Source organism: Halomonas sp. H10-9-1 (assembly GCF_040147005.1).
Taxonomy (GTDB): Bacteria; Pseudomonadota; Gammaproteobacteria; order Pseudomonadales; family Halomonadaceae; genus Halomonas.
On record NZ_JAMSHO010000001.1, the window covers coordinates 2,176,640 to 2,191,677 of the forward strand.

The following is a 15,038-nucleotide window of genomic DNA, read 5'->3' on the forward strand; positions in this document are numbered from 1 at the left end:
CTTCGCTAGTATGGAGACGCCCTGAACCACGAGCCCATGTCATGCCAGCCACCCTCGAGCAGCGCGCCCTGAAGCTCTCCATCGTGATGACCCTGGTGGTCTCGAGCCTGGGGGTGAGCGTGGGCCTGGCGGCCGGCTCCCAGTCGATCCTCTTCGACGGGGTCTTCTCGACCATCGACGCGGCGATGTCTGGGTTGGCGCTGCTGGTGGCAAGGCTCGCCGTGCGCGAGGCCAGCGAGCGCTTCCAGCATGGCTACTGGCACCTGGAGCCGCTGGTGGCGGCGCTGAATGGCAGCATCCTGATGCTGCTCTGCTTCTACGCCTTCCTCACCGCCCTGCTGGAGCTGCGCGAGGGTGGCCATGCCCTGGACTTCGACCTGGCCATCGCTTACGCCGTGGTGGTGGCCATCGTCTGCTTCGCCATGACCGCCTACCAGCGGCGCATCAATCGACGGGCGGATTCCGAGTTCGTGCGCATCGACATGCAGGGCTGGTTGATGGCGGCACTGATCACCACCGCGCTGCTGGTGGCCTTCGTCATCGCCCGCTTGCTGCAGGGCAGCGCCTGGGCGCATCTCATCCCCTACGTGGACTCCGTGCTGCTGATGCTGCTGACGGCCGGCTTCATGCCGGTGCCCCTCGGCATCGTGCGCCGGGCGGTGAAGGAGATCTTCCTGATCGCCCCAAGCTCGCTGGATCAGGAAGTGCACGCGGCCATGGCCCCGGTGATGGCGCGGGAAGGACTGCTGAGCTACTACAGCCACGTGGCCAAGGCGGGACGCGGCCACTTCATCGAGATCCATATCGTCACCGCCCCCGACTTCGCCGCCGGCCAGGGCGTGGCGCTGATGGACGAGATACGCGCCCAGATCGCCGCCGGCTTGAGCCCACCGCCCGAACGGCGCTGGTTCACCGTGGCCTTTACCGCCGACGAGCGCTGGGCATAGGCGCGGCGCACGCAGCTGGACGCGAACGCCCCCTCACCCTTCGCCGCGAGAGGCCCATAGCCCCGCCTGCTGCCCTGCCCGCCCCTCCGCCTCCAGCTTGAGCAGATGCGCCAGGGCCGAGCGCGCGGCCAGCCCCCGGCGCGCCTCGGGCACATCGTCGTAGGCATGCCGGGTGAGCGCCTCCAGGCTGGCCGGCCCGTGTCGCGCCAGCGCCAGGCGCACCTTGTGCTCGCGAGCCAGGCGATGGGTGACCAGGAAGTCGATGGCGGCGTGGGCCTCGCTGATCAGGAAGCCATGGCCCGGGGCGATGGTATCGAAGGCCTCCTCTCCCAGGGCATTCAGCGCCGCCAGGTAGGCGGCCATGTCGCCGTCCGGCGGGTTGATCACCACCGTGGAGCCTTGCATCACCTGGTCGCCGGCGAACAGCAGCCGCATCGGCTCCAGCAGGTAGCAGAGATGGTTGGAGGCGTGGCCCGGGGTGTGCAGCACCTTGAGCGGGCCCACCGGCGTTGCCAGGCGCTCGCCGTGGGTCGGCCGCTGGTCGGGCACGAAGCCGGCGTCCTGGCTGGTTCCGGGCGGCGGCGGCAGGCCCACCAGCCGGGCGCCGGTGCGTGCCTTGAGCCAGGCCGCCCCCGGCGAGTGGTCGATATGGGTGTGGGTCACCAGCACCCGGGAGATGCGTCCGCCGGCCAGCGCCAGCAGCCGCTCCAGGTGGAGTGGGTCCGCGGGGCCGGGGTCGATCACCACATGCTCGTCACCGTTGCCCAGCAGGTAGCTATTGGTGCCGGGGCCGGTCATCGCCCCCGGATTGGGCGCGGTGAGCCGGATCACTCCCGGCGCCAGCTCGACCGCCCGGCCCGGCACGATCTCGGCGCTGGCCGTGCCCTGGCGGTGCGGGTCCAGGCGGCGCACCTCCGCGTAGGCCGGGGCATCCGGCTCCACCTCCCAGGCCACGCCGCCCCGATGGGCCGGCCAGGGGCGACTGGGTCGTGGCGTCGGCGGATTGGCATGGGCGTGGCGCAGCAGCGCCTCGGCGGTGGAGAAGTCACCGATCAGGCGCAGGGTACGCAGGGTGGGATAGCCCAACGCCATCCGTTCCTGGCGATGCGCGGCCAGGGCCTCGGCGGGAGTCAACCAGGCGTGGTCGATGGTCTCGCTGCCGTCATGCGTCGCCTGCTGGCCCGGCGGCGCCAGGGCGACGAAGAAGCGCGTGTCGAAGCGCCGCGGCGCGCCTCGCGGCGTGACCCAATGACCCAGGTAGGCCAGTCGGTCCAGCGGCAGGCCAAGACCGTGGCGCTCGCACAGCGTCCGGAAACTCGTCTCCTCGCGGCGCAGCGCCTCGCGCCCCTCGTTGAGCACCGGATGGTCCCCCGACGGCAGGCGCCCCTGGCCGTCCACGGCCAGCAGCAGGCCCGCCTCCTCCAGGCACTCGCGCAGTGCCGCGATCATGTAGTCGGCGCCGCCCTCGTCGAGGCTCAGGGTCTGGCTGATGGCGGCGTCTCCCCGGCCGGAGCTGAAGGCACGCACATCAGGATCCTGGGGATCCACGGCCCCGCCGGGAAAGACGTGATAGCCGGGCAGGAAGGCCGCCTGCCAGGTACGCTGCAACATCAGCACCTCGAGACCCGACGCCCCGTCGCGTACCAGCGCCAGGGTGGCGGCGGGCCGCACCTGCCGGGCGTTGTCGGGCTGGGTCATCACGGGTTCCTTGTGGCAATTGGCTCGACAATACCGTGACCCCGTCTCTACGGCGGCGCCCACGTCGAGATCACCGTGATGGCGCGCCGTCCGGCCGGCAGCGAGGAGGACGCCGGCTGACGCTTTTCCCGAATGCGTGGCAGGGTCAGGCGCGCTGCGCCGAACCGGTACGTGCGCGGCAGGGGCCAAACAGGCAGGCGGCGAGCAGGATCAGTCCCGCGACGGTGGCGATCATGCCGGCGGCGCTGAGCGAGGCCTCGAAGCCCAGCCAGCGCGGCGCCTCGCCGGCCAGCAGGTAGCCGACCACCGCCGCCAGCACCGCGAACAGCTGGCTCCAGGCGATCTGTGCCCCGAGCCGGTTGGTCATCAGCCGGGCGGCGGCGGCCGGGCAGACGAACATGGCGATGACGATGATCGACCCCACCGCCTCGAAGGCGGCGATGGCCGCCACCGCCACCAGGGTGACCAGCAGCAGGTCGACCAGCGCCGGGCGCGCCTGCAAGCTGGCGGCGAAGTCGGGATCGAAGCTGGCCAGCACCAGCGGGCGGCGCATGACCACCACGAAGCCCACCACCATCAGCCCGACCCAGGCAGCACGGCCCAGTTGAGGCGGCAGGTCGGCCAGCGCCACCGGGTCGAACAGTGCGGCGAGGCCGCTGCCCTCGAACCAGATCAGGCTCTCCAGGTTGCCGTAGAGGGCGTGCTCGACGTCCAGGTGCACCCCGCCGGCGCCGTGCCACTCCAGCAGCAGCACGCCCAGGGCGAATAGGCTGGTGAACACCACGCCCATGGCAGCGCTGCCCTCCACCCGCCCCAGGCGGCGGATCAGCTCGATCAGCGCCACCGTCACCAGGGCGGCCACCCCGGCGCCCAGCATCATCGCCAGGGACGCCAGGGTGCCGGTGATCAGGAAGCTCACCACGATGCCGGGCAGCGCCACATGGCTGATGGCATCGCCAATCAGGCTCTGGCGGCGCAGCACCAGGAAGTTGCCGAGCAGGGCACAGGTCATCGAGATGATGATGGCGATCGTCAGCGGCACCAGGCTGAACATCATGAACTCGTTCACCGTGCCACCTCCGCGGGCGGCAACTCCGCCTCCAGGGCCATGATGGCGTCCGCCGAGAGCACCTGGCCGATCGGCGTCAGGCCGGCATGTTCACGGTGCAGGGCGTCGTCGGGGTAGCGCCGACGATAGAGCGCCCAGAGGCGCTCCTCGTGCTCGGCGTCGCGCGCCGCCGCCTGGCCCGCCGGGGTGGCCACCCCGTCGCGGCGCACATGGCCGCGCCGCCGCAGCAGCTTGAGGGTCAGGCCATCGAAGATCGGCTCGTCCCGCCCCAGGGCGAGCAGCCCCTGGCGCAGATGCACCCGGCGGCGCAGGCGGCGATAGGCGAGCAGCGAGGCCAGCACACCGCGACGCGGCGAGAACAGGAAGGAGACCAGGAACAGCGTGAAGGCGGCGAGCACGATCAGCGGCCCGGTGGGCAGCCCCTCGCGCACGCTGGAGAGCGAGACGCCGAGATAGCCCGACAGGGCACCGAGCAGGGCCGCCAGCGCCACCATGCGCATGGGCTGGTCGGTCCAGAAGCGTGCCGCCACCGGCGGGATGATGGTCAGCGCCACCACCAGGATCAGCCCGGTGACCTTGAGTCCGATCACCACCACCGCCATCAGCAGCAGCAGCAGCAGCAGGTCGAGCCTGCCGGTATCGAAGCCCTGGGTGCGGGCAAAATCCGCATCGAAGCATAGCAGCAGCAGGTCACGGCGCCACACCAGCAGCGCCAGCAGCAGGCCCACGGCACAGGCGGCGATCAGCAGCGCTTCGGAGTAGAGCATGCCGGCCGTGGCGCCCACCAGGTAGCCGGTCAGCCCCGACTGGCCGCGCACCGAGAGGGTCTGGATCACGGTGATCAGCACCACACCGAAGGCGAAGAAGGTCGAGAGCACGGCGCCGATGGCGGCGTCCTCGCCCAGCCGGGTGCGCTCGCCGATGCGCTGCACCAACCACAGCCCCAGGGCGGCACTGGCCGCGGCGCCGGCCAGCAGCGCCGGCAGCACCCGGCCATCGCCCTGCCACACGCCCATGACCAGGAAGGCCAGCGCCAGCCCAGGCAAGGTGGAGTGGCTGATGGCATCGCTGACCAGGGCACGCTTGCGCAGCAGCACGAAGCTGCCCACCATGCCCGCGGCGGCGGCAAGGAGCATGGCACCCACGGTCACCAGGCTGGTGTTGTAGCCCAGGGTGAAGGTCAGCGCTCGCCACCACGTCTCCATCATCATCGCCCCGCCCCATCCTTGTGCGCTGCTCTTGGCGACTCGATGAGCCGTGCCAGCTGCACGGGGCTTAACCGGCCGCCATAGGTGGCCTGCAGGTTCTCCTCGCTGAAGGCCTCATCGACGGGGCCCGCGGCGATGCGCCTCACGTTCATCAGCAGCACATGATCAAAGTAGTCACGCACCGTGGCCAGGTCGTGATGCACGCAGAGCAGGGTCCGCCCCTCGTCGCGCAGGGACTTGAGGACCTCGATGATCGCCGCCTCGGTGGCGGCATCGACCCCGGCGAAGGGCTCGTCGAGAATCGTGATGTCGGCCTCCTGGACCAGCGCCCTGGCCAGGAACACCCGCTGCTGCTGGCCTCCGGAGAGCTGGCCGATCTGGCGCTCGGCGAACCCCTCCATGCCGACCCGGGCCAGGCTCTCCATGGCTCGCCGGTGCAGCCGCCGGGAACCGAACTGCCACCAGCGCAGGTCGCGGTAGAGCCCCATGCCGACCACGTCGATGACCCGGGCCGGAAAGTCCCAGTCGATGCTGGAGCGCTGGGGCACGAAGGCCAGGTGGCGCATCTCCTGCTCCAGGGGGCGACCGAAGACCCGCACCTCACCCGAGAGGCGTCGGGTGATGCCCAGCGCCGCCTTGAGCAGGGTCGACTTGCCGGCGCCGTTGGGGCCGATGATGGCACTCATGCTGCCCGGCGGCGTGATGAAGTCCACCGAGTGCACCACCGGACGGTGGTCATAGCTGACGGTGAGCCCCTGGATCGCCAGGGGGCTGGCGATCACCGCCTTGCCGAGTCGCGAATCGGGCATGGGTCACTCCTCCTCGGCGGTGTCAGGGGACGCCTGGGCCAGGCGGCCCTGCCAGCCGGCCGGCGGGGCGTCGCCGTCCAGGGCCCGGGCGATGGTAGTGACATTGTGGTCGAGCATGCCCAGCCAGCTGCCTTCGTAGCTGCCCTCGGGCCCCATGGCGTCGGAGAAGAGCTCGCCACCGATGCGCACCTCGTGGCCCGCGGCGGCGGCGCCCTCTATCAGGGCACGGATGCTGCGCTCCGACACCGAGGTCTCAACGAAGATGGCACCAATCTCACGCTCGACCAGCAGGTCGACCAGGGTCTCGATACGCGAGAGCCCCGCCTCGCTCTCGGTGGAGAAACCCTGGATGCCCAGCACCTCCAGCCCGTAGGCATCGCCGAAGTACCCGAAGGCGTCGTGGGCGGTGACCAGCACGCGGGACTCCTCGGGGATGGTGCCGAGGACCTCGCCGGCATAGGCATCAAGTCCATCGAGCTCCTCCAGATACGCCTCGGCACTGGCCTCGAAGGCGGCGACGCCTTCGGGATCCAGCTCGACCAGCGCATCACGCACGGCAACAACCGCGTGGCGCCACCGCCCGGGATCCATCCACACATGGGGGTCGGGCTGGTCAGGGTAGGCCTCATCGGCCAACAGCGCCTCCCGCGGCACCGCCTCGGCCACCGCAAATACCGGGCTCCGCTGGCCCAGGCGCTCGAGCAGCTCGGCCAGTTGCACCTCGAGGCTCAAGCCGCTCCAGAACACGGCGTCTGCGCGGGTCATGGCGACCACGTCGCTACGCGTCTGGCGATAGAGGTGGGGGTCGACTCCGGGCCCCATCAGTCCCTGCACCTCGACCCGCTCGCCCCCCACCTCCCGCACGATATCGGCGACCATGCCGGTGGTAGCGACCAGGCGCAGCCGGTGCTCCTCCTCGGCCAGCACAGGCGAGACCAGCAACGGCGAAACCAGCAGGGTGGCCAGACAGACGACTCGACGACGCAATGACACTCGGCACTCCTTGAATGGATACCCCAACGGCGAGGGAATTCCCGCCCTTGGCATAGCCTATAGGGTACCGCGTCGGGCGTCCGTTGCTAAATTGGCGGCGTCCACTTGGATCAGCGCCCCCCGATCCGGCCGTGCTCCCTCGAGGATCGCGACCCCTTGCGCTCTGCGCTATGGTAGCGGCTCGCCTCTCATCGCCCGGAGCCGCCATGCCACGCCACCGCCAAGCCGCCCTTCTTTTCGCTGCGCTGATGAGCGGCCAAGCCACCGCCCTGGCCCAGGAGTGTCCCGCGCCCGGCCAGTGGCAGCACGACGGCCAGCCGATCGCCGGCGACACCCTGATGCGCGAGCTGGCCACCGGCCGGGTAGTACTGCTCGGCGAGCAGCATGAGCGCCTGGCCCACCATCGCTGGCAGCTGCACACCCTGGCGGCACTGCACGGCCATCAGCCGAACCTGGCGATCGGCCTGGAGATGTTGCCGCGCGAGGCCCAGCCGGCGCTGGATGACTGGGTGGCCGGCGAGCTCGACGAGGCGACCTTCCTGGAGTCCAGCGGCTGGTACGATGCCTGGGGCTATGACCCCGAACTCTACCTGCCGATCCTGCACTTCGCGCGCATGCACCGCATCCCGCTGGTGGCGCTGAACATCACCCCGGAGCTACGCCAGCGGCTGGTCACGGAGGGCTGGGAGGCGGTGCCGGCGACAGAGCGCCACGGGCTGACCGCGCCGGCGCCAGCCGCGCCCGAATACCGCACCCTGCTCACCGAGATCTACGCCGCACACCCCGGCGACACCGCGGCCCCCGGTGGACTCGAACGCTTCATCGATGCCCAGCTGGTGTGGGACCGTGCCATGGCCGAAGGCCTCGCCCAGGCCGCCGAGTCCGCGCCACTGGTAGTGGGGCTGATGGGCGAGGGCCATGTGCGCCACGGCCACGGGGTTCCCCACCAGCTCGCCACGCTCGGTGTCACCGAGACCCACACCGCCCTGGCCTGGCCTCGGGAGCGCGGCTGCCCCGCCCCGACCGAAATCGCCGATGCGCTGTTCGGCCTGGGCGACGAGGCGCGCCATGAACCGGCGGCACCGCCACGGTTGGGTGTGCTGCTGGCTCCGGACGAAGCCGGTGTCAGGATCGACCGGATAGCACCGGAGAGCGTGGCCGCGGGGAGCGGGCTACGAGAAGGCGATGTTATCGTCATCGCCGCCGGTCACCGCGTGAATGCCATGGAGGAGCTGATCGCGATCATCCGGCGCCAGGCCCCGGGCACCCTGCTGCCACTGGAGGTCGTTCGCGACGGCGAGGTCCGCGAGCTCCTCGCCCGCTTCCCCAGCGAGGCGCCCTGAACCCCGGGTGGTCGACTGCCAGGGGGCGTGGCATCATGGCCGCCCCCCGCGAACCATCGAGGATGCCTAGACGCCATGCGCCCCCTGATCCGCCTCTTCTTCCGCGGCCTGCGCCCGCTGCTCGCACCGGTCGTGCTGATCGCCGAGAAACTCTCGACTCCCAAGGCCATGGAGCGCTCCCCTGAGGCCCAGGCCGAGGTCGACCGCGCCTGCGCAGGCCTCGCCCTCTACCAGTTCCGCAGCTGCCCCTTCTGCGTGAAGGTGCGCAAGGAGATCGCCCGCCTGGGGCTGCCCATCGAGGTGCGCGACGCCCAGCTCGACCAGGATCACCGCCGCGAACTGGCCGAGGGCGGCGGGCGGGTCAAGGTCCCCTGCCTGCGCATCGCCCACGCCGACGGCGAGGTCGAGTGGCTCTACGAATCCGACGCCATCAACGCCTGGCTGAAGCGCCGCTTCCAACAGGCCTGAGCCCCCATCAGGACCACGCCGGCCGCCCGCGGATCAGCAGGTTGCGCGGGGTGAGCTCGCGCGGACAGAAGGTGCCGAGCTCCACGGCGTAGCCCGCCTCGGCGAGGAAGGCGGCGCGATCCAGCGCCAGCCACACCTCCAGCGGCCGACGGAACAGGTGACGCAGCGTCTCCAGTCGGGACACCTCGGCCTGGCGGCGCCATCCTTCGGCCTCTAGCAACGCCCAGTCGAGCCCGGCGGGCAGCGAGAGCCCCTTCTGCGCCGCGGCCCAGCGGCAGAATGCCGCGAAGCACGCCGGCATGCGCCCGTAGGCGAGGCTCGGCACTGGCAGGTAGGCGTCGACGCCGCGCAGCTCGCGCTGCAGGCGGTCGAAGCCCAGCCGCCATGCGCCCGCCCGGCGGCGCTGGCGGCGCACGCCGCGCGGTGCGGTGACGGTCTCCTGCACCGCCAGGGCCAGGTCGTCGCGGGAGAGCGCCAGGCCGTGTTCCGCCATCGACGCCCCGGCCGCCCGGGAGAGCGGGCGGTAATCCGCCGCGGCTGTGCGCTGGTAGCAGCAGGGTGCCAGGGTCACGGCGCTGCCCGCCGCCGCGGCCGCCTCCAGCAGGCGCCGGTGCAGGTCGCCACAGGCGTGCAAGGCACAGGCGTGGGTAGCGCGGGTGAGCCTGCGTGCCGCCTCCGGGGCCATCACGTCCTGGCGGATCGGGCGCACCGCGAGCCCCTGGGCCTGCGCCAGCGCCTCGCCGGCGGCGCACAGCGCCGGGTCCCACTCCAGGGCGAGCACCTCCCCGCCATGACGGCGGGCCAGGGCCCGTGCCAGGTGCCCCTTGCCGGCGCACCACTCCAGCGCCGCCTCCCCCGGGGCCAGGCGCACCCGCGGCAGGAAGGCCTCGATCTGGCGCCACTTGCGACCGCCGACATGCTGGCTCCACGCCTCGGGAAGCGGTTCGGGACGCGGCGCCAGCTCAGGCAGCGCACAGAGCGCCTCGAGCTCCGCCACCGGCAGCCACTCGACCAGAGGCGAGTCGATGAAGGGCTCGGCCTGCAGGCGGGCCAGGCGCTCCTCCCCCAGCGCCAGCAGCGCGGCCTGAAGCTCGGGGAAGGCCTCGGCCCAGGGCGGCGTGAGGTGCTGGAAGGGCTCGGGCCGCCACAGCAGCTGATGGCGCGCCAGCAGCTCGGTAAGGCGCGCCAGGCGCCGGGCGAGGCTCGGGGAGTCGGTCACGTCGGGTTCCAGGCGCAAAGCCTCAGATGGTGTTGCGCAGCCCCAGCTCGTAGGGGTGCGGGTCGAGGTAGGTCTGGGCGCGGATATAGTCGGAGCCGTGGCGCTTCAGGTAGTGGTTGAGCAGGCGGATCGGCACCGCCAGGGGCACATGCCCCAGGCGATAGTCCTCGATGGCGGTGAGCAGGTCCTGCCGGGTCTCGGCGTCCAGGGCCTCCTTGAGGTAGCCGAAGACGTGCATCAGGGCGTTGGTGTGGGTCTTGCGGGTAGCGGGCCGCGCCAGGGCCGCCATGAAGCGCTGCAGGTAGTGCGCCATGGCCTCGGCCAGCGGGCGCCGGCTCGATTCCGCCAGGTAGCGTCCCAGCTCGCGGTAGGTCTCCACATGGTGGGCCATCAGCAGGTACTTCTGGCGGCTGTGGAACTGCAGCAGCGCATGGTAGCCGGGTGTGGCCTCGACGTGGCGCTTCCAGTCGTCGTAGGCGTAGATCCGGGTGATGAAGTTCTCGCGCAGCACGGCATCGTTCATGCGCGCCTCCTCCTCCAGCGGCAGCTCGGGGAAGTGGCGGCGCAGCGCCCGCACGAAGGCGCCGGCATCGGAATGGCTGGGCATGCCGTTGTCGGGGCGGTAGACCTTGACCCGCGCCAGGCCGCAGCTGGGCGAGCCCTTCATCAGGATGAAGCCGCGCAGGTGGCGGTGGCCCTCGATGAAGGCCCGGCTGACGGCTTCCAGGCGCTCGGTGACATCGAGGCTGGCGTCCCGGGTGCCCACCACCCGGGGCGACTCCCCCTCGAGGCCGACCAGGCGGATCGGCTCCCGGGGCACTCCCAGGCCGGCCTCGAGCTCGGGGCAGAAGGGTTCCAGGGCGAAGCGCTCGGCGAGCACCTCGAGGCAGTAGCGGGAGCGCTTGTGCCCGCCGTTGTAGCGTACCTGCTCCCCCGTCAGGCAGCTGCTGATGCCTACTGGAATCCGCCGCTCGTCCGTCACCCGCTCCCCCATCTGCTGCTCTCCTCCTCGTCTCCCCGGCTGCCGGGGTCCATGCCGCCGCCATTGTGGCATAGCCGTGCCGGGTTGCCCTCCCCCTGGCATCCTGCCTGCACTTAGGGGCTATCGCAGTTATCCATCGAGCCTTAGCGAAAGGCGCCGGGGACAGGTCGTAGAGGGGGTCCTATGCCAGGGATGGCATCGGTAGCAATGGGATGGAGTCCTCCCCACCCTATATCGGCGTCGTTGCGCCACACTGGTGGGCGAGAACACCAACCAGCCTGAGGGTGAGGAGAACTCGTCATGAACATTACCCGTGTCGGCGTCGATATCGCAAAGTCTGTTTTTCATGTCCACGGCGTCGATCGCCATGATCAGGTGCAGTGGCAAGGTAAGTACACCCGCGAAAAATGGCTGAATGCGGTCAGCAAGCGGGTGCCGGCGGGAGCCGAGATCGGCATGGAAGCCTGTGCCTCGTCTCACTTCTGGGCGCGGGCCCTGCAGGCGCGGGGCTATCGCGTCAAGTTGATCGCCGCACAGTTCGTGACGCCCTACGTGAAGAGCAACAAGAATGACCGGGTCGACGCCGAAGCGATCTGTGAAGCCATGGGGCGGCCCAGTATGCGCTTCGTGGCCGTCAAGAGCGTCGCTCAGCAGGATACCCAGGCGGCACACCGCATTCGTGAAGAGCTGGTACGGCAGCGCACGGCCAAGGCCAACCAGATACGCGGGCTGGTGGGGGAGTATGGCCTGGTCGCTCCGGTGGGTATCGGTCAGTTGCGTGCCGCCCTGCCTCGCTGGCTGGAAGCGGCAGACAACGGGCTGACGGATGCCTTTCGTGTCCTGCTTGCCGGCCTTGCCGAGGATCTGCGCCACCTGGATGAGCGCATCGCGACGGTCACGGCAAGCCTCGAGCGACAGGCCAAGACCGACCCCGTGGCCAAGCGGCTGATGACGCTGCAGGGTATCGGTCCACTGACCGCCACCGCGCTGGCCGGCGCCCTCGGCGATGGCAAGAGCTTTCGGCGCGGGCGAGATTTTGCCGCCTCGCTCGGCTTGACGCCGCGACAGCACAGCACCGGGGGGCGAGACCGCCTGCTGGGCATCAGCAAACGCGGCGACAGTTACCTGCGCAAGCTACTGGTGCATGGCGCGCGCTCGGTGCTCCGGCATGTGGGCACCAAGGACGACGGCCTGAGCCAGTGGGTCAGGCACCTGGCCGAGCACAAGCATGCCAATGTGGCGGTCGTCGCACTGGCCAACAAGACGGCACGGATCGCCTGGGCGGTAACCCGCCATGAGACGGCCTATGATGCGTCGCTGGCGTCGCGGCTGTCGGCATGAAAAACGATTGGATTTAGCACGTTAGTGTAATATTGAGCATCGTCCACCACGATTGCTGAGCATGCTGCAGGATGGCGAACAGGTCGAACCGACGTCAGACAACCCCTTCTGGACGCTGAGCCTTTTGAGCTCGAGGTAGCGATTGGGAGCTGACGTGCGGATAGCCCATCAAGGTCCGATGCTCATCAGAGCATCATTAACGAGACCGGATATACGTGTGCAGTCGTACCTACCGACCATCGTGCCTCGTGCTTGCAAACGGGGAGGACTCCATATACGCCCAGGGAGGGGTTCACAGCGCCCCCTCGAAGGCCTGTCACCGGGATAGCCTTGAGCGGTGGTTCCATGAAATAGCCCTGCCTGCACCTTTCGGTCAACTGCCGAGGGGGCCCGGGCTATGGCATCATCGGGCGACATCCATCCGGCGAGGAGCCCTGCCATGAGCCAGATCATCACCCCGGACATCTGCGACGCCCACCCCGAGGTGCGTGTACTCGACCCGCTGTTCATCAACTTCGGTGGCCGCGAGGCCTTCTGCGGCCCGATCCGCACCGTCAAATGCTTCGAGGACAACTCCCTGGTCAAGCAGGCCGTGGCCGAGCCTGGCGAGGGCGCCGTGCTGGTAGTGGATGCCGGTGGATCACAGCGCTGTGCCATGCTCGGCGACATGCTTGCCGAGCAGGCGGCCAGCAACGGCTGGAGCGGCGTGATCCTGTACGGCTGCGTGCGTGATGTCGATGTACTGGCCGAGACCGACCTTGGGGTGCAGGCACTCGGCGCCCATCCGCGCAAGAGCGAGAAGCGCGGCGAAGGGCAGCGCGACATCCCGGTGACCTTCGCCGGCGCCACCCTCACCCCCGGAGAGTGGCTCTACGCCGATAACAACGGCATCCTGGTCGCCGACGAGCGCCTGCCGCTCGAGTGACGCGCAACGGCCCTGCCAATGCCTGGAGCCTGACATGCTGGCTCTCGCGAACCTGAGCCGCGATGTCCTGCGCAACCTGCGCGAGCACCTGCGCCCGCTGGTGGCCTATCACCTGTTCTTCACCGTGCTGGCCTCCAGCCTGCTGCTGCCGGCGGTGGCCTGGAGCCTGGCCCGGCTGGTGGGTCGCTTCGGCCGCACGGTGGTCAGCAATGCCGAACTCATCGACCTGCTGATCAGCCCCGCCGGCACGCTGTGGCTGCTGGCCGCCATCGGTCTCACCTTCCTGGTGCTCTACCTGCAGCAGGCGGGCATGATTCTGGTCGCGGCGCGGCCGCGCGACCACCATCTGCGACTGGCCTTCGAGGCGCTCTGGTGGACGCTGCACCGCCTGCCGGCGCTGGCCGGGCTGGTGGTGGTCCAGGTGGGTACCCACCTGCTGCTGGTGCTGCCGGTGGCCTTCACCCTGGTCTGGCTGCATGGCGCCCTGCTCGGCGGCCTCGACCCCTACTATGTGCAACGCGTGCGGCCGCCGGCGCTGTGGCAGTTCCTCGCCCTGGCCCTGCCGCTGGTGGCCGCCTGGGCGTGGCTCGCCGCCTCTCTCTATGTGCGCTGGATCCTGGCCCTGCCGCTGGTGGTGCTGGAGACTCTCTCGCCGCGCCGGGCACTGGCACGCAGCGGCGAGCTCACCCGCGGTAGCCGCCGCCCCATCGCCGTGGTCACCCTCGCCCTGCTGGCGATGATCGTGATCCTGCCGATCCTCGCCACCCTGGTCTTCGACCGGCTGTTCACCCCGCTGCTGTGGTGGCTACCGGAACGCCACGCCGTCCTGGTACCGGCCACCCTCGCCTACCTGACCGCCTACGTGCTGGTGACCCTGGCCATTACCTTCGCCGGGATCGCCGCCAACGCACTGCTCTCGGCCTGCCTCTACCTGCGCCTGGCCCATCGCGAGCCACGCCTCGCCCCGCCCGCCGATGCCCATCCCGGCCGCCTGGCCTGGGCGGTGGAGCTCGGCGTGGTGTCCTTCGCCCTGTGGCAGGCCTGGCTAATCGTCAACAGCTTCACGCTGCACGACGAGGTGGCGGTGATCGCCCATCGCGGCAGTTCGCTGGATGCCCCCGAGAACACCCTGCCGGCGATCCAGCGTGCGCTGGATGAAGGCGCGGACATGGTCGAGCTCGATGTCCGCCTGACCGCCGACGATCAGGTGGTGCTCTACCACGACCGCACCCTGCAGCGCCTTACCGGCGATCCACGCCGGCTGGGCGAGCTCGAGCGCGAGACGCTGGCCGACGTCGACGTGGGCAGCTGGTTCGGCGACGCCTATATAGGCGAGCGCATCCCGGGCCTGGATGACGCGCTGGCCGCCGTCCGCGGCCGCAGCGCCCTGATGATCGACCTGAAGACCGATCCCGGCCGCGAAGTGGCACTGGTGGAGGCGGTCGTCGAGGTCCTGGCCACTGAGCGGGCAGAGCGCCGCCGCTGCCGGGCCGAGGCCACCGTGGACCACCGGGCACGGGGCTGCGGCGACCCCGACCTCTTCGCCGAGACGCGCCTGGCCACCACCTCGCCGACGCTGGCGCGCACGATCCGCTCACGCCACCCCGAACTGCGCGTGACCCTGCTGGCCCAGCTGATCCTGCCCGGCACCCTGGAGCGCCGGAGCCTGGACGCCCTGGGCCTGCGCCATAACCGCATCGATGAACGCGAGGTCAGCCTGGCGGGGCGCTACGGCTACGAACTCCATGCCTGGACGATCAACGACCGGGCACGGATGTCCCAGCTGATCGACCTGGGCGTGGATGCCATCATCACCGACCGCCCGGCCATGCTCGCGGCGCTGGTTGCCGAGCGTCGCGAACTAGGCGACGGCGCCCTGCTGCTGATCAAGCTGCGCAACTGGCTGCGCGGCTAGCGCGGCTCACTCCTCCACCCCCCCTCCATTACTCCTCCACCACGCCCCCTCACGGCGCAGGGCGCCCGGCCGACGGCAGTCGAGCGGGCGCCCTATCGAGGCTCGGTGCCAACCTGGCGAC

13 protein-coding genes are annotated in these 15,038 nt (G+C 70.1%); 6 read left to right on the plus strand and 7 right to left on the minus strand.

Going from position 1 to position 15,038, the window contains the following annotated elements; genetic code table 11:
• Positions 1 to 41 precede the first annotated feature (41 nt).
• Positions 42 to 947, plus strand: a complete 906-nt coding sequence (locus NFH66_RS10065) for a cation diffusion facilitator family transporter (RefSeq protein WP_349610178.1) — start codon at positions 42 to 44, stop codon at positions 945 to 947.
• 33 nt (positions 948 to 980) lie between these two features.
• On the opposite strand, the gene NFH66_RS10070 is transcribed toward NFH66_RS10065, so the two are convergent.
• The 5 genes from NFH66_RS10070 to NFH66_RS10090 form a co-directional block, all read right to left on the minus strand.
• Positions 981 to 2,645: an MBL fold metallo-hydrolase gene (locus NFH66_RS10070; RefSeq protein WP_349610179.1), complete on the minus strand. Its 1,665-nt coding sequence runs from the start codon at positions 2,643 to 2,645 to the stop codon at positions 981 to 983.
• Positions 2,646 to 2,790: 145 nt separating this feature from the next.
• The gene (locus NFH66_RS10075; RefSeq protein WP_349610180.1) at positions 2,791 to 3,714 is read right to left on the minus strand and encodes a metal ABC transporter permease; all 924 of its coding nucleotides are present in this window, start codon (positions 3,712 to 3,714) and stop codon (positions 2,791 to 2,793) included.
• Complete coding sequence (locus NFH66_RS10080) at positions 3,711 to 4,925, minus strand: metal ABC transporter permease (RefSeq protein ID WP_349610181.1); 1,215 nt, start codon at positions 4,923 to 4,925, stop codon at positions 3,711 to 3,713. Before NFH66_RS10080 ends, NFH66_RS10075 begins: the two co-directional genes overlap by 4 nt.
• Positions 4,922 to 5,731: a metal ABC transporter ATP-binding protein gene (locus NFH66_RS10085; RefSeq protein ID WP_349610182.1), complete on the minus strand. Its 810-nt coding sequence runs from the start codon at positions 5,729 to 5,731 to the stop codon at positions 4,922 to 4,924. The genes NFH66_RS10080 and NFH66_RS10085 overlap by 4 nt, the downstream gene beginning before the upstream one ends.
• A gap of 3 nt (positions 5,732 to 5,734) precedes the next feature.
• On the minus strand, positions 5,735 to 6,724 hold the full coding sequence (locus NFH66_RS10090; RefSeq protein WP_349610183.1) for a metal ABC transporter solute-binding protein, Zn/Mn family: 990 nt from the start codon (positions 6,722 to 6,724) through the stop codon (positions 5,735 to 5,737).
• Between the two features lie 206 nt (positions 6,725 to 6,930).
• On the opposite strand from NFH66_RS10090, the gene NFH66_RS10095 reads away from it, so the two are divergent.
• Complete coding sequence (locus tag NFH66_RS10095; protein WP_349610184.1) at positions 6,931 to 8,067, plus strand: ChaN family lipoprotein; 1,137 nt, start codon at positions 6,931 to 6,933, stop codon at positions 8,065 to 8,067.
• A gap of 75 nt (positions 8,068 to 8,142) precedes the next feature.
• On the plus strand, positions 8,143 to 8,535 hold the full coding sequence (locus NFH66_RS10100; RefSeq protein WP_349610185.1) for a glutaredoxin family protein: 393 nt from the start codon (positions 8,143 to 8,145) through the stop codon (positions 8,533 to 8,535).
• A gap of 7 nt (positions 8,536 to 8,542) precedes the next feature.
• Here the strand turns inward: NFH66_RS10100 and NFH66_RS10105 are convergent, their stop codons facing one another.
• Together NFH66_RS10105 and NFH66_RS10110 are read right to left on the minus strand one after the other, a co-directional pair.
• The gene (locus tag NFH66_RS10105; RefSeq protein ID WP_349610186.1) at positions 8,543 to 9,754 is read right to left on the minus strand and encodes a methyltransferase; all 1,212 of its coding nucleotides are present in this window, start codon (positions 9,752 to 9,754) and stop codon (positions 8,543 to 8,545) included.
• A 22-nt stretch (positions 9,755 to 9,776) separates the two neighbouring features.
• Positions 9,777 to 10,748 (minus strand): YbgA family protein, encoded by a 972-nt coding sequence (locus NFH66_RS10110; protein ID WP_349610187.1) that lies wholly within the window; start codon positions 10,746 to 10,748, stop codon positions 9,777 to 9,779.
• 288 nt (positions 10,749 to 11,036) lie between these two features.
• Here NFH66_RS10110 and NFH66_RS10115 point away from each other — a divergent pair, with 288 nt between their 5' ends.
• From NFH66_RS10115 to NFH66_RS10125, 3 genes are all read left to right on the plus strand, one after another.
• Positions 11,037 to 12,077 (plus strand): IS110 family RNA-guided transposase, encoded by a 1,041-nt coding sequence (locus NFH66_RS10115; protein ID WP_023006782.1) that lies wholly within the window; start codon positions 11,037 to 11,039, stop codon positions 12,075 to 12,077.
• 439 nt (positions 12,078 to 12,516) lie between these two features.
• The gene (gene rraA / locus NFH66_RS10120) at positions 12,517 to 13,002 is read left to right on the plus strand and encodes a ribonuclease E activity regulator RraA (protein ID WP_349610188.1); all 486 of its coding nucleotides are present in this window, start codon (positions 12,517 to 12,519) and stop codon (positions 13,000 to 13,002) included.
• Between the two features lie 34 nt (positions 13,003 to 13,036).
• Positions 13,037 to 14,917, plus strand: coding sequence for a glycerophosphodiester phosphodiesterase family protein (locus NFH66_RS10125; RefSeq protein WP_349610189.1), 1,881 nt, complete (start codon positions 13,037 to 13,039; stop codon positions 14,915 to 14,917).
• Positions 14,918 to 15,038 lie beyond the last annotated feature (121 nt).